The sequence below is a fragment of the Chryseobacterium sp. Leaf404 genome (assembly GCF_001424145.1).
Classification (GTDB): Bacteria; Bacteroidota; Bacteroidia; order Flavobacteriales; family Weeksellaceae; genus Chryseobacterium.
Map to the genome: position 1 here is coordinate 47,704 of NZ_LMQM01000012.1, position 15,544 is coordinate 63,247.

The following is a 15,544-nucleotide window of genomic DNA, read 5'->3' on the forward strand; positions in this document are numbered from 1 at the left end:
TTGTATTATTTAATTCCGTTAAACTTATAATAAGCCACACCGTGCGCCGGAATATCCAATAACAGGCTTTCGTTTATAGTATTTAATTTTGCAATATCTTTTTGCCTCCATAAATCACGGATGATTTGTTTTCCTGATATTCCAAGTTTTGCAAAATCTTTATAATTCATAGTCACTTTTTCCCTTCCGAAATTGGCAAAAGCAACAGCCATGCTTCCGTCTTCCAGTTCTTTTACATAAATGCGCAATTCTCCGATGGTTTGAAGACACATTCCCTGTTTTCCCAATGCATCCTGATTGACAGCAATTACCTCATCATTCGTTAAAAGATTCAAAGTAAAATCATCCAACTTTTCCAAATCACAACCAATCAGCAAAGGTGCTGAAAATATGCTCCAAAGGCTGATGTGGAGATATTGCTCGTTTGGTTTCAAACGGCTTTTATGTGGATTTCCCCAACCTACTTCGCCTACGACAAGCATATCCGCATCATTCCAATTGCCTGGTTTTGCAAAAGGAGTGGCCTTGTCCTGGGCCAAGGCAATGCTTTTGACACTTGCCCAGGTATCAGTAATATCATTAGTAGTCCTCCAAGACTGTGCATTTACTTTATCACCCCATTTCCAGACATCTCCCATTCCGTACTGACAGAGGTTGTAGACAATATCTCTCGGTTGCTGACGAAGCAAATCGCCCATTACTTTGAAAGGCTTTACTCCTTTTTCCGGGTCGCCTCCGCCCTGAAAAGCGAGGGAAGGAACTTTGAAAGGGTCGTTTTCCGGCAAACCGTCTATCACACCGCCATAACTGCACCAGTCGTATTTTAAATAATCAATACCCCATTGTGAATAGATTTCGGCATCTTGTTTTTCGTAACCGTAACTTCCGATACATCCACCGCAAGTCCACGGACCGGGCGATGAATAAATCCCCATCTTCAATCCGTTTTGGTGTACATAATCGGCAAGACCTTTCATATCCGGAAATTTGGAATTGGGGATGATAAATCCTTTTTCATCACGCATTTTGGGATGGTCTTTAGAATCCCGGTTGTACTGCCAGGAATCATCGATATTGATATAGCTCCATCCGTAGTCTGCCAGACCGCTTTTTAGCAAAGCATCTGCTGCAATTTTCACTTTTTCTGAAGAAACTTCGAGCCCGAAACAATTCCAGCTGTTCCATCCCATTGTCGGCGTAAGCGCAATCTTATCTCCGCAGTTGATTTTTAATTTTTTTGAAATTTTTCCTTTTGCATTCTGAGCCATTAAGTTGACTTCAAATATTCCTTTTTTATCAAGTTTCCCTGTGATAATTCCGGTTTGTAAATCTAATTTTAATCCTTTCGGAAGATCTTTTACCGAGAAAGTCATTGGTCTTTCTCCTGTCGCAGGAATCCTGAACAAAAACGGAGAGCCGGGACGCACACCGAAAACTTTCGCCGAATTGATTTTTGGTGTTGCAGGAGCTTTTGGCGTTAAAATATATTCTTCCGATGAGATTGGATTGAAGGTTTTTAAGGTGTTCACTCCTATGGTTTCAAATTTCGCATTCACCCAATCGGCGTGGTCGTAGTAAGGACCGTTTCCGCCGTCGGTTACCAAGAGTTCTAACTGATTTATACCTTCTAATGAGACCGATACAGGTTTTGCCTTATCTCCAAGACGCATAACCTCACTTGACCAAATCTTTTTATTATCGCCATAAATTTCAAAAGCTACAGCTGGAGTTTGGTCTTTGATCTCATCATCAAGTCCTACCAAAGCTGTAAAATTCTTTGCTTTTCCTTCTAATTGAATTAACAAAGAACTTTCCGCGTGTGTTCCGAAACCTCGCTTGAAAACTTCTCCGGCAATCGTCAAAGGCTTTCCGTCAACAGATGTGTTGATACCCGGTTTTCCGTGACCTTGCGTGGAAACACTGAGGTCAAGCTTATCCAGCCAAACGACAGTCTGTGCATTCAGACCAAATCCGACCAATAGAAGGGTAAAAATAACGAGTTTAAATCTGTACATTTTTGAAATTTAAATGAGACGTTTAATCACTTTTAATTTGAACTGAATTTCCACCAGTCAACGTAGAAAAGATCTTTGTTTCCTTTGAATACAAAATATAGATCGTGAACGCCTTTTATATTTTTTACCGGAGATTTTATGGTTTTAAACAGGTCGCCTTCGGCTTTTCCGGTTACCTGAACGGTTCCTAATAGTGGTCCATCGATAGAATCTGTATGGATTTCTACACTTCCGCCATTCATTGAAGCCACCGATACTTCCAAAAATTTGGTTCCTTTGGAAAAATCAACGCCCTGAACTTTGAGGTAATCGCCATTGTTAATCGATGAAACGACAAGACGATCTGTTATTTTTTCACCTGTGTCGTAAGGATTATTTCTTTCCCACTCGGTCATTTTTTCTGTTTTTAAACCTTCACTAAAAGCAATGGTTTCTGCTTCTACCTTCTCATAAGGATTCAGTGTTGCGATTCTTTTCACGCCTTCTGGATTCCAAAACGGCAGTTTTTGAATGGTGCCATCGGCATTATAAATCAGTTCACTCACACAAATGGAACGGCGCTCGTAATGCTTGCTTATTGTTTGTTTTCCCAGATTGTAATTGAAACCGAAAACGTAAGATTTTCCTTTGTAGTCAATGATTCCAGGATGATTCCCGTTGGAGCGTTTGTCACTGTCCATAATCATTCCTTTATATTCCCATGGACCGGTTGCCGATTTGCCCATTGCATAGCCAATACCTTCCGGACAACAAGTTGAGGCATACGCCATATAATAATTTCCGTTGCGTTTCCAAGCCCAAGGTCCTTCCTGATAATGAAACGGGTCGGGAGAGCCTTTGACTTTGGCGATCGATGGGTCTTTTATAACAGATCCATCTATAGAAATCATATCTTTATTCAACTTTACGTACCATAAATTTGGATTTCCCCAATATAAATAAGCCTGTCCGTCATCATCAATCAAAACTGTCGGGTCGATATCGTCGCTCGAATTTTTAACCAACGGTTTTCCGATCGGGTCTTTGAAAGGCCCATACGGACTGTCTGCAACCAAAACACCGATTCCCCTCTGTCCGGGCATCGGGCAATACATATAAAACTTGCCGTCTCTTTCTATGATCTGTGGTGCCCACGCTCCGTTTTCCGGGTCAGTCCAGTTGAAATCTTTTAAGGAAGCCACAACACCGTGGTCTGTCCAGTTGACCATATCGGTTGAAGTGTACAACAGCCAGTCTTTCATTTTAAATCCGAACGCATCATCTTCGTCGTGACTTGTGTACAGAAAAACGGTGTCGTTATAAACCATTGGTGCAGGGTCGGCCGTGAATTTGGTCTGGATGATGGGATTTTGGCCAGACAGCGATAATCCTGTCAGCATCAACCCAATATTTAAAGTATATTTTAAAACTGTTTTCTTAATCATAATCAGTTTTTTTTTGAATTTAATATTTAATGATTTGTTCTGTCCAGGTTGGTCCATCGATGTAAAACATTCCGTCTTTGTAATGAACCGGCTCGATTCCCATTTGAGGACCAGATTCCCAAGGCTGGAACGTCTGACTGTACGGATAAGGTCTTTTTTCGTACATAAAATAATGGCAGGAATTCCAAAGATTTCCGTCGGGACCGATGAACAAAGCGTTGTGTCCGGTTTCCTGATAAGGGTCTTCGGTATCGGTAAAGAAAAGATTTTCATAGCCGTTTTCTTTCGCCATTTCTGCTCGGTATCCTTTTTTTCGTGTTCCGAAAATCGGTTCAGGTGAAGCGAGTTCCCAAGGTCCTAAAGGTGATTTTGATTTTAACAAACCTACTTCATAACCTCTCGTCCAGGTGGAAAAAAACATAAAATAGGTTCCTTCTTTTTTGATGACAAAAGGCCCTTCGATTCCGCCAACCATCCATTCCGGCCAGCCAGGTTGTTGTTTGTCTAGAAATTTTTGAATAGGTGTAGTTAATTTTCCTGTTTTTAAATCAATTTTAGCCTGAAAAAGTCCGTTACCACTGCAATAGAGATAAACCTGGCCGTCCTCATCCTCAAACAAAGTCGAATCATTATTATATTGTGGTGTCAAAGGTCCGTTGACTAATTTGTAAGGTCCTGTCACTTTATCAGCTGAAAATAACCAAATGCTGTGAGTTGCCATTCCTTTCGGGTCTTCTTTGGTAACTTTCCCACTGTTTACGGTAAGCCAATATTTCCCTTGAATAAAATGAATTTCGGGAGCCCAGAATCTTCCATTGTAAGGAGAATCTTTCGGAAGTTTTTTGGCATCAATGATAAAAGAATGCTGTTTCCAATTGATCATATCCTTAGAAACCAACATTCGGACACCGGGATTCGGACCTGTCCAAACCGGATTGGAAGTTCCCACGCAATACCACAAATCATCAACTTTAATAATGAAATGGTCACGCATAGAAATAGCGGAATCTCTGGTAATTGGATTCGTGTAGCGAAATTCTTTCTGTAAGGAAGTTTTGCTTTTTTCAGTTTGAGCAAACACATTATTCAAAGCAAAAATGAATAATGAAAACGCCAGAATATTTTTAAAAACCTTCATAATTTTAATTTTATCTTTTTTTAGGACTTTCATCCATTTTCAAATACGTTTCTTCGTAGCCGCCGTTGTCCACAACTACTTTGTACAAGACAATTCCGGGATCCAAAGGTTCAATTGTCAGGGTATAATTTCCATTTTGATTTGTCGGAAGTTTGAATGTTTCTACTTTTTCTACCAATCTTGCATCAGCTGCAGGATACATTTTGGTATAATTATTTGCCCAAGTCAAATCCTGATTGATGCCGATGGTTTTTGGTTGGTTTTTATCAAAATAAGTTTTAACGCTGTGACCTCCTTTTTTGAATGGAAGCGTAGAATCAAAGAAGAAATGAACTTTTACAGGCGAAGAATTATTCTTTAATTTAAATTGATAATTGATTGAAGCTCCATCTGTTTTTTCTGTGTAAGGCATCAAGGCGATTCCGGAAAGCGTTCTTCCCAAATCGGGAATGACTGTCCATTTGGTCTTGGCTGAAGCTTTAGTTTCAAAAAAATGTTCGGTTTCCATAGCAACCACGCCATTTTTTTCTTCGAAAATATAACCGCCTGTTTTTGCTTCTTCAGGCGTGATTCTGTAAACGGTTGGCTTGATGTTTCCTTCTTTCGGTTCGTCCCAGGATTTGTAACCAATGTGAGTTTGATCCATCATATGATTCCATTTTCCGCCGGAAATATTCAGGTTGTAATCTGTTGTGTATTCTGCATCTCTGGCGAAACATTCATCGGCATAATCTGCCCAATAGTTGGCTTTTAAGTCTTTTTCTTCTGCCAGTTTGTGATTCATTGCGACGGCGTAATACATATCGTAGAGGTTTGCCATCGCACGAACGGGATGCAAAACAATCTGTTTGTAAGTGTCTTTGTAAGCATCATCTAAATTAATAAACTGCCTTAAAGCTCTTGTTTCCAAAGCTAAATACGAATCTCTCACCTGCAAAAATTCGCCACTTTGAAGATTGTAGGTTTTGTGATTCATCATTTCTGCAGAAACCCTTGAGTTGTATTTGCAGTGCAGATTGATAATTTCTGCAATTTCCTTTGAATTGCGATTTCCAAAATGTTCTTCCGCAAATTTTACAGTGTAATTTTCAAGATTATCCTGGGTAAAAGAAGTCGGATTCCACGCCATATTCAGAAAGAAATCCATTGGATATTCATTCGGTTTTAAATCTCCAACATTCAGAATCCAGATTTTGTCCACACCATAACTGTAGGTCAACTGCAGCTGTTCCCACATATGCGGAATCTGTGTCATATTCAGCCATTGATAAGCTCTTGGTGCACCGTGCAAATCGACGTGGTAATACATTCCGTAACCACCGGGATGTTTTTTCGCATTGAGATAAGGAAGTCGGCGGACATTTCCCCAGTTGTCGTCACACAACAAAATCGTCATATCATCCGGAACTTTCATTCCCTGGTCGTAATAATCTAAAACTTCGCTGTATAAAGCCCAAAGCTGAGGTGTTTCTTTTGCAGATTTTTTAGTTACTTTTTCGATGATTTTACGCTGATCCTGCATAATTTTCTCAAGCAATTTAAAATTGGCTTCTGCACTTCCCAAATCGCTCATCGGTTCGTCACCATCGCCACGCATTCCCATCGTTACGAGATTATCGTAGTTTTTATTCCTGCTGAATCCGTCTTCCCAGAACTTCAGAAGCGCATCTTTATTAGTGTGGTAATTCCATTCGCCGTTTCCGTATTCTTTGCGGTGATTACCCCATTCTTTTTGCGCTCGCATCATCGGTTCGTGGTGCGATGTTCCCATCACAATTCCGTACTCATCTGCCACTTTTGGATTGAGAGGATCATCTTCGTTGAAGGCTTTTCCCCACATTGCAGGCCAAAGATAATTGGCTCTGAGACGAAGCAAAAGCTCAAACATATTTGCATACATTTTGCTGTTGATTCCTCCAAATTTGGTTCTTGCCCACGTTCCGAAAGCCGGTTCTTCATCATTAATGAAAATTCCACGGTATTTTACTTTAGGCTCGCCACAAGCAAAATATCCCGGAACAACATACGCCGAAGAACGCTTTTTTACAGGAACATCATTCCAGTAATACCACGGAGAAACGCCTAACTGTTTGGATAATTCATAAATTCCGTAAATGGTTCCTCGTCTGTCACTTCCTGCGATGACGAGTTGCTTTTTGGATTTGGATTTTGATTTTGGATTTTCTACCGTCGTAATCACGAAGCTTTCCCACTTTCCTTTCAAATCTTTAGCATTGATTTTTTTGGATGAAATTAATCCATCAATCACTTTATTTTTACCAATAGTGCCTATGATGATCTCAAATTCACCGGAAGTTTCTGTGGTTGAAAGATTAGGAAATTTTCCAGTAACTTTCTGAATATCCGACTGTAAATCTTTCGCAGCACGAATGACCGCAACATTTTCTGAAGGATCGTAAAATAAGTTTGTAGCATTTCCATCCGCTGAAACAATAGGAAAACCGCTATCATTTGAAATGATATTTTCATTAATTCCCGATATTTGTTGGGCAGAAAAAGTTCCGCTTCCAAAGAAACAAAGCAGTAGAATTATTTTGATATTTTGATGGGTTACCATATTGATTTAATTTTATTAAAGGCTTTAAAGCTTCATCCTTATTTAAAAATTATTTTAACATTTTTCCCTGAATAAGCCACCGTTTTCTGCTGACCATCTGGATGAATTATAGTAAAGTTTCGGTTCTCAATCATTCCACTGTATTTTCCTTTTCGGGTGTCAATAGTTAACGTTTGGGATTTGTCATTCCAATGCATTGGTATTTCTGTAAAATCTCCTTTTTCGTAGTTGTAATTGTCAAATTCATCTTCGTACAAAACGAAATCTGCATCTGAACCCGGATAGATTTTCAGGGTAAGATTATCCCATTTTTTCTCAATTGCATACTGAACATCCGGACCGAAAGGAATGATGCTTCCGCCTTTTACATACAATGGAATACTTTGGATATTGACTGTTTTATCGATTTCCTGTCCGCCGTTATTCTTTGCATTGGTCCAGTAGTCATACCATACAGAACCGGACGGAAGATATACTTTGACGGTTTTATTTTGTGTAAAATCTACATCTGTAGCAGAAGGTCCTTTTTGAGTTTCATCCTTTTTATCCCAACCGGTTTGTTCGTTGGTTTTCAGTATTTTTTCAGGGGTGTATTGCGCATTCAGTACAGGAGCGACCAGGAAAGATTTCCCGAACATATATTCATTATTGATGTCCCAAACTTTTTTATCTTCTGCAAAATCCATTGCCAACGCTCTCATAAAACTCGACTGATTTTTAGAAACGTCCCAAGAAATAGAATAGATGTAAGGCAGCAAACTGTATCTAAATTTGATGAATTTCTCAACAGCATCATACACCGGCTCTCCTTTTTTTCCGAACTGGTAAATTTCTCTAGGTACATCAGCTCCGTGCGAACGCATCATCGGCGTGAAAGTTCCGTATTGTAGCCAACGAACATACAATTCCTGAAACATCGGATTTTTTGAACCCAAACTTTCATTCCACCCTTTTTTATAAGCTCCGGCAAAGAATCCACCGATGTCAGAATTGAAATTAGGGTTTCCAGTAAGGCTAAAATTTAAACCAGCCGGAACCTGATTGCGCAAAGATTCCCAGGAAGAATTGACGTCGCCTGACCAAGTATTTGCGCCATACCGTTGTTGACCAGCAAATGCAGACCTTGTTAAAATAAAAATTCTTTTATCACTTGTCGTTGCTCGCTGATGATCATAAACCCCACCAACAGTCATTAATGTATACGCATTTCTTACTTTTCGGAAAGAACCTAAATAAGTTTTCGTGTCTAAATCTTCAGGTTTCTGGCTAAGATGATCTGGTTCCGTAGAATCCATCCACCAAGTATCGACGCCAAGACTGAAAACACCTTTGTTCAGATATTTCCAGTAAATGTCTCTGGCTTCGGGATTACAGGCATCGTAAACACGTACTCCTGAAGGATAATTCAAATCCGGAGGCCAGACTTCTCTGCCAGATTCTGGCCAGGTTTTGAAATTAAAAAGCATTCCTTTTTTGTCCATTTCACGATAAGGATTGGTCATTGGTCCGAATGACGACCAGATGGAAACAGAAAGATGCGCATTCATTCCGTGGATGTCGTTAATCATTTTTTTGGCATCAGGAAAATCGGGACTGATAAAATCCATCGCATTCCACTGGTAATTATTTCCCCAATATTGCCAATCCTGAATTATGCCGTCCAAGGGAACTTTCAAATCACGGTATAATTTTACGACATCTACAATTTCATTCTGACTTTTATAACGTTCTTTACTTTGCCAGAAACCATACGTCCATAATGGAAACATTGGGACATTTCCGGTAAGATCACGCATCTCGGCAACTACGCCGTCAGCATTTCCGCCATACATAAAATAGTAGTCAACGCCTTCCCCAACTTCGGAAGCAAAAGATGTTTTCTGAGTATTATCGGTAAACTGAGTCGGGGAATAATTGTCCCAAAAAATCCCGTATCCTTTCACGGACTGGAAAAAAGGCACGAAATCCCAGGTGTTGTTCTGCACCATTCTGATGTCCTGATTCCTTTGAGATAATTTTCCGTTTGGAAGAATTCCCAAACCGTAAATAGGTTCATCTTTTTCCAACTGAAAAGATTGGGTTACAGAATAAGTCGGATTTCCGGCATCATTAAAAGGTTTAAAATCACTTCCTTTTTCCTTCAGAAGTTCTTTTCCTGATGATGTTTTGTAAGCTATTTCTCCGTTTTTCGTATTAACGGATATTTGTAACTCATTGGTTTTTATTGATAAAATATCTTTATTTTCTGTAACCGAGAATTTTGTTTTTTGTTCTTGTTTAATGACAGACAGACTGTTTTTTACAAATGATTTTTCCGAAGGATATTTGATAATTCTTACGGTATTTTCTCCATACAATTTCACTTCCACATTCATATCAGCTGTAGAAAAGCTCAATCCTGCATCTGTCTTTTTATACGACTGTGCATTGGCGTTCTGTTCTATTCCTGATATTACTACAATGGTAATAATTAAATTTTTTATATTTATTTTTGTGAAATTCATTTTTTCTGTGATTATGGATTTGAATTAAATTTTAACAGCTTAAAAACTGAAGATTAAATTTTAATTTTTAAAAATCAACTGAGCAAACTGATACAGATTGTTTCTCCAAACCGGCCAGGTGTGACCGCCGGGATATTCGGAATAAGTATATTTTATACCTAATTCATCCAATTTTTTATTCATCATCTGACCATTTTTGTAAGCTATATCATCTTTCCCACCCATTGCAATCCAGAAATTTTTAATATTTGAATTGAACTTTGCCTTATTTTCTGCAAGAAATTTATACTCATCGTCGGCTACATTCTGCAACATAGGAAGCATCCATCCGGAACTGAAAACGCCCAGAGAAGAAAACATTTCTGAGTTCTGAATTCCTGTATACAACGTATAAATCCCGCCCATTGAAAGTCCTGCCAAAGCTCTGTTAGAAGCATCTTTTTTAACTCTGAAACCCGATTCCGTAAATGGAATCACTGATTCTTTCAGTTCTTTTTCAAACCTCTGAAGGTTTCTGATACCAAAATTTCCAAATCCGGCAGGTCCGATATTCGCATCCGGCATTACCACAATCATCGGTTTAGCTTTCCCTTCCGCAATCAGATTATCCAGAATCAGGTTTGTTTTTCCCTGCATTGCCCATCCGCTTTCATCCTCGCCACCACCGTGAAGAATATAGAGAACCGGATAACTTTCATTCAAATTTTTATCATATCCCGGCGGAGTATAAATGAACACTCTTCTCCACGAATTTGTAATTTTTGAATACACATTCTGAATACGAATATCCCCGTGAGGAACATCTTTCAAGGCATAATAACCGTCTCCGGCAAAAGGAACTTCGATTCCGCTGGCGTATCTTCCCATTCCGTAAAATGATTTGCTGGATGGATCCGCAACCGCTACATTGTCAATTAATAAAGAATAGTAATGAAAACCTTCGCTTAAAGAATCCGTGGTAGCAGTCCAAACGCCGTCCGTTTCTTTTTTGAGGTCGTATTTTTTTCCTAAATCGATCTTAACTCTCTGCGCATCGGGCGCTTTAACTTTAAAAATTGCTTTTCCGTTAGGTAAAATCTGAGGAAACTGTGCGTTTCTAATGTTTGATTCGGCTGGACTTCCAAAAACGGTAAATTCTAAAAATTTGCTTTTATCAACAGGTTTGAATAGCAACTGCGAAAAAATATACAAATCGTTTTTCCAGACTTTGAAATCGTGACCGCCAGGTTCTATGTAAAAAATGTGCGGAATTTTATTTTGAGTGAGATAATCGCTTGTTCTCTTGCTGAAAGGCATCAATCCGTCCTGGTCGCCACAGGAAATCCAAAGCAGTTTTAATTCCTTGGCTTTGGCAGGATTCGGGAGTAATTGTTGAGGTTCTTTGGTATTCGGAGCAGAGGAAAATCCTCCAACCCAGGCAAATTTGTCGATATTTCCCAATCCGAAATTCAGGGTTTGTCCGCCTCCCATTGACAGTCCGGCAATCGCACGGTTTTCTCTGTCTTTTTTTACGGGATACTTTTTTTCGATAAAAGGAATAAGGTCGTTTAACAAATCTTTTTCAAAGGTTGCGAAAGCTTCCACTTTGTCTTTTGCCATAATATTTCCCGTCGCTCTGTCGTCTTTCATCGCTCTGCCATTGGGCAAAACCACAATCATCGGCGTCAGTTTCCCCTGAGCATAGAGATTGTCCAGAATAATCTGGGGTGTTCCGTTTTTGAACCATTCCTTTTCGTCTCCGCCAATGCCGTGAAGCAGGTACAAAACAGGATAACGAGTCCCTTTTTTGAAGCTCGGCGGTGTGTAGACCAACGCTTTTCGTTGAGTTCCCACCGTTTTTGATTCATATTGTATCGTGTCAATTCTTCCGTGGGGAACTTCTTTCTTTTCGATATCAAATCCTTGTGGTGCCTGTTTATCAAAAGTTTGTGCAGAAATAAACATTCCTGACAAAACAAAAACTAAAGCAAATACAATTGAATTTCTCATAATTTTTATTTGTATTTTTTACACTTATTAATTTAGACAAAAAAATAATACCCGCAATGGTTTATCTTTTTTCATTTTTTCTGGTCAACTTCTTAATCTTACCTGACAGGTCGCCTCTACGAGGCTTTGGTTTGATGATGCAACTTTTTGCTATTAACAGCTTGCTCCTAAGGAGCATTTATTAGAATTACCTTTTTTACATCGAATTGCCCGTAGCCCGACTTGAGCGGAAATCCTTTTTTGCTTGTATTTAAGTTCAATTTATTCCGAATCTTCTGCAAAAAAGATTGGGAGCGGAAGGCGGATAAGCTACCAAAAAAATTATTCTTCCTATTTTACTCTGAACTTTTACTGACTCTGAAAAAATCAACATCCACAAAACCGCCTGTACTTTTCGTTGCATAATTAAATATCGCAAATTTTGAACCCATAAAAAATCTTCTGTAATCGAAAATCATTTTATACCCTTTTTCCATAACTGTCCAGTTTTTCTGGTCGGTGCTGTAAGAAAAATCTGCCAGGTCTTTTCCAAGGTTAAAATCAGCTTCAATGCGGAGATAAATTTTATCTGAAGTTAAAGGAATACGTTTTTTCTCTTCCTTTTTAACCCCCAAAATGGCTTTTGTTTTATTATCAAGACTAACTTCATTGGTAGAAAAAGTCAAAAATTTCTGATTGCCTTCTTTTATAACCGATAATAACCCTGAATCTCCATTAAATGCACTGAAACCCGTAACATCGCCATCTTTCATTCCTTTTAAATCTAAAGCAACAACGGCACTTGATTTCGGACCTTCCATTCTTTGTGTCAATGTATTCGGAGCGGCGTAAAGATTGTCTACAATTCTATATGTTTTCAGTCTTAAAAATCCTTTTCTGTCGGACAAAGACCAGGCTTCATTCACAGGATTATGATTCCATTGCCACTGGATTTTCAATTTTTTATCTGAGAACTCGTCACTTTCCACGATGTTATTTTTCGGTTTAAACGGAGGAAGCGGAACTTCGCCATTCAAAGGAACTCTTCCGTTATCTCCCAAAACAGGCCAGTCATTTTCCCATTTTACAGGAATAAGAATCGGAACACGCCCTACTCCGCCTCTATCCTGAAAAATCAGTGAATACCAATTGCCGTTTTTATCATCAATCAAAGCACCCTGTCCGGCGTAAGAAAATCCTAAAAAGTTGTCTTCCAGAATGACTTTCTTCTCGTAAGGTCCGGTCACTTTATCAGCTCTGTAAACTTCCTGACGACGTTTTCCACCTCTTGGCCAGGAAATCATCATCATATAATATTTCCCGTTTCTTTTAATGATCTGATTGCCTTCCAGAAGTCCGGTTTCCGAAGAATCTTTTTCAAAAACTACAGTTCCATCGGGATTTCCGATGACTTCTTTAAAATCAGGACTTAATTCAAAAACTTTGTTGGAGGTGAAAACATAAATCCTGTCGTCATCATCAAAAAGCAGCGAAGCATCGTGAAAATGTCGGGTTCTGGTAATCAGTTTCCAGTTTCCTTTTTCGGGATTGTCCGTTACGTAGAAATAGGATTTGAAAGGCTCGTCATTCGGGGAAAATAAAACATAATATTTTCCTTTGTGATAGCGGATTGATGAAGCCCATTGTCCGCGACCATAAACCGTTCCATTCAGCAAATCATATTTGGAATTGTCATTCAATGTATTAAAAACGTAGCTCGCCATTTCCCAATGCACCAAATCTTTGGAATGCATTACCGGAGCGCCCGGCATCAGGTGCATTGTGGTGCTTATCAAATAAAAATCATCGCCGTTTCTGGTGACCGATAAATCCGGAGCATCTGCCCAAATGATAGGATTGGTAAACACCGTAGTCTGCTGTTTCTGAGCAGGATTTACCTGAGCTGAAAGGAGATTCAGCCCGATAAATCCAAAAAGAGAAACTATATAAAATGGTTTATTAATTTTCAAAACTTTACTATTTTGATTGGTTGATTTAAATTTTAATCCAATTTTAAAAGAAATACTTCGACAAGCTCAGTGTGACAATGCTGATAATAACATTGGTTTCAAACGTTTCAAGCTCTCCTGTCAAAACCTGCATTTGTATATTAGGTTTTGGCTAAGGCCAATTTGGTTATTCTTTTTATTAAATGGGCTAAAGCCCATTCCTATTGATAATTTCTTTAATTAGGAACAATATCGTTAGACGACGTGCTGTACAAACCAATCAAGCTTCCTGTGAAACCTCCTGCAACATCGGTAGATAAGATGTCTCCGGAAACCGGACCGCCAAGATTCTTGAATGTTTTACCATCTAAAGAGTAATTGAAGTTAAGGTCATCTTTTTCACCAACAACCTGTAATTCAATCGTTTTTGAAAGTGAAATTTTTTCGCTTGCAATAAGTTTTGAACTTCCTTTTTCAGTTCTTTCCAGAACGATATAATAGTCTTTGTCTTTTTTGGTAATTCCAAAAACGTAATTGAATCTTTCGCTTTGATAACAGGTGATTCCGGCTAATTCTTTTTCAGATTTCGGTTTGAAATCAAGTATTACAGAAGTTTCAAAATCTTCGTGCTGTAATCTGTGGAATAATGCCGAAACAGGAGCCAAAGCTTTGATATTCGTTTCAAAAGGAGTAACTTTCACACCGTTTTTAGCAGTTGTGATGAAGTTTTCACGAGGTCCACGCATCGCAATCCATCGTAAATCAAGATTTTTATCGGTCAGTTTATCGTTGTATGTGAAATTTCCGTTCGGGAAAAATCCGTTTTGTCCGGTCTGATTTTTTACGCCTTCCGGTAATTTTAATTTTGTTTTCATCGGAACTAAACCGTTTTCAAAAACAGGATACTTTCCGCTCCAGTCTACAGGAAGAATGAACGTTTCTCTTCCATGATTCACACGTCCTTTTTCGTTGGGACGAATGGCCAGAAATACACCATAATATTTTCCATCAGGCGTTTCCACCAAATCGGCGTGACCAGCCCAATCTACTTTGTCCTTTCTGTCTTTCGGGAAATATCTTTGAGTTAAAATAGGATTATTTTTTGCAGGAACAAACGGACCTTTGGGAGAATCTGACATAAAAATAACTTCGCTGTGATTACCGCCAGTTCCGCCTTCTGCACACATCAGAAAATATTTTCCGTTCTTTTTATATAAGTGCGGACCTTCTATCCAGATTGGTTTTTGAGAAAGATCGACACCGCCATTCACAATAATCTTATCCGAACCGGCAACAACCTGATCTTTTTCCAAATCATAATCCCACATTTTGATCACACGATGACCGTTGTACTGCTCAGTTCCTTTTGGTGGCGCATCATTGTGAACGATATAGGCTTTACCGTCATCATCAAAGAAAATTGCAGGATCGATACCGTCAAAATTCAGTTTCTGGACTTCGCTCCAGCCTTTTGCAGGATCTTTTGTTTTCACGACCATATTACCGATTCCTCCAGCAATCTGTGTGGTGATCATGTAAAAAGTGTCGTTGAATTTGTTGTATTTGATATCCGGTGCATAGATTCCCTGCGAAACACCGCCTTTTTCCACTTTAAGCTGAGAAGGTCTGTCGAGAACGTGACCAACTTGTTTCCAGTTGACCAAATCTTTGGAAGTAAAAATCGGAACTCCGGGAAACATTGAAAATGAAGAATTGACCAAGTAGTAATCTTCTCCTTTTCTGGTAATGCTCGGATCGGGATAACAGCCCTGAAGAATTGGTGAATAAAATTCGTTCTCTTTCAGTGGATTGTTTGTGTATATTTTATCATTTCCACGATAGCTGAAATCTGTGAATGTCTGAGCCGCAATGCTGCCAAAGGATAATAAGGCAACAGCAGCCATCAACGTTTTTTTATTTTTTAAAAATATCGGATTCATTGTTTTCTGGTTCATTGTTATATTTTTT

General features: G+C 38.9%; 8 protein-coding genes. All 8 read right to left on the reverse strand.

Annotation, left to right across the window (positions count from 1 at the left end; genetic code table 11):
- Positions 1-5: 5 nt before the first annotated feature.
- Positions 6-2,015: an NPCBM/NEW2 domain-containing protein gene (locus ASG31_RS11945; protein ID WP_056032692.1), complete on the reverse strand. Its 2,010-nt coding sequence runs from the start codon at positions 2,013-2,015 to the stop codon at positions 6-8.
- A gap of 32 nt (positions 2,016-2,047) precedes the next feature.
- Entirely contained in the window at positions 2,048-3,439 is a 1,392-nt protein-coding gene (locus tag ASG31_RS11950; RefSeq protein ID WP_056033974.1) for a glycoside hydrolase family 43 protein, read from the reverse strand.
- 19 nt (positions 3,440-3,458) lie between these two features.
- A complete protein-coding gene (locus ASG31_RS11955) occupies positions 3,459-4,610 on the reverse strand; it encodes a glycoside hydrolase family 43 protein (protein WP_056032695.1) in 1,152 nt (383 codons plus the stop codon).
- On the reverse strand, positions 4,588-7,155 hold the full coding sequence (locus tag ASG31_RS11960) for a glycosyl hydrolase 115 family protein (RefSeq protein WP_056032699.1): 2,568 nt from the start codon (positions 7,153-7,155) through the stop codon (positions 4,588-4,590). Before ASG31_RS11960 ends, ASG31_RS11955 begins: the two co-directional genes overlap by 23 nt.
- Before the next feature lie 38 nt (positions 7,156-7,193).
- Positions 7,194-9,659 (reverse strand): TIM-barrel domain-containing protein, encoded by a 2,466-nt coding sequence (locus ASG31_RS11965; protein WP_082504546.1) that lies wholly within the window; start codon positions 9,657-9,659, stop codon positions 7,194-7,196.
- A 60-nt stretch (positions 9,660-9,719) separates the two neighbouring features.
- Entirely contained in the window at positions 9,720-11,648 is a 1,929-nt protein-coding gene (locus tag ASG31_RS11970; RefSeq protein ID WP_056032703.1) for an alpha/beta hydrolase-fold protein, read from the reverse strand.
- A gap of 335 nt (positions 11,649-11,983) precedes the next feature.
- Positions 11,984-13,597 (reverse strand): glycoside hydrolase 43 family protein, encoded by a 1,614-nt coding sequence (locus ASG31_RS11975; RefSeq protein WP_056032705.1) that lies wholly within the window; start codon positions 13,595-13,597, stop codon positions 11,984-11,986.
- Positions 13,598-13,812: 215 nt separating this feature from the next.
- Positions 13,813-15,531 (reverse strand): glycoside hydrolase family 43 protein, encoded by a 1,719-nt coding sequence (locus ASG31_RS11985; RefSeq protein WP_117585846.1) that lies wholly within the window; start codon positions 15,529-15,531, stop codon positions 13,813-13,815.
- Between the last annotated feature and the right edge of the window lie 13 nt (positions 15,532-15,544).

What these genes read in the sequence shown, in the direction of transcription:
- ASG31_RS11965 (WP_082504546.1), bottom strand. Translation starts at nt 9,659, where the DNA reads ATGAATTTCACAAAAATAAATATAAAAAATTTAATTATTACCATTGTA.
- ASG31_RS11970 (WP_056032703.1), bottom strand. Translation starts at nt 11,648, where the DNA reads ATGAGAAATTCAATTGTATTTGCTTTAGTTTTTGTTTTGTCAGGAATG.
- ASG31_RS11985 (WP_117585846.1), bottom strand. Translation starts at nt 15,531, where the DNA reads ATGAACCAGAAAACAATGAATCCGATATTTTTAAAAAATAAAAAAACG.
- ASG31_RS11950 (WP_056033974.1), bottom strand. Translation starts at nt 3,439, where the DNA reads ATGATTAAGAAAACAGTTTTAAAATATACTTTAAATATTGGGTTGATG.
- ASG31_RS11960 (WP_056032699.1), bottom strand. Translation starts at nt 7,155, where the DNA reads ATGGTAACCCATCAAAATATCAAAATAATTCTACTGCTTTGTTTCTTT.
- ASG31_RS11945 (WP_056032692.1), bottom strand. Translation starts at nt 2,015, where the DNA reads ATGTACAGATTTAAACTCGTTATTTTTACCCTTCTATTGGTCGGATTT.
- ASG31_RS11955 (WP_056032695.1), bottom strand. Translation starts at nt 4,610, where the DNA reads ATGAAAGTCCTAAAAAAAGATAAAATTAAAATTATGAAGGTTTTTAAA.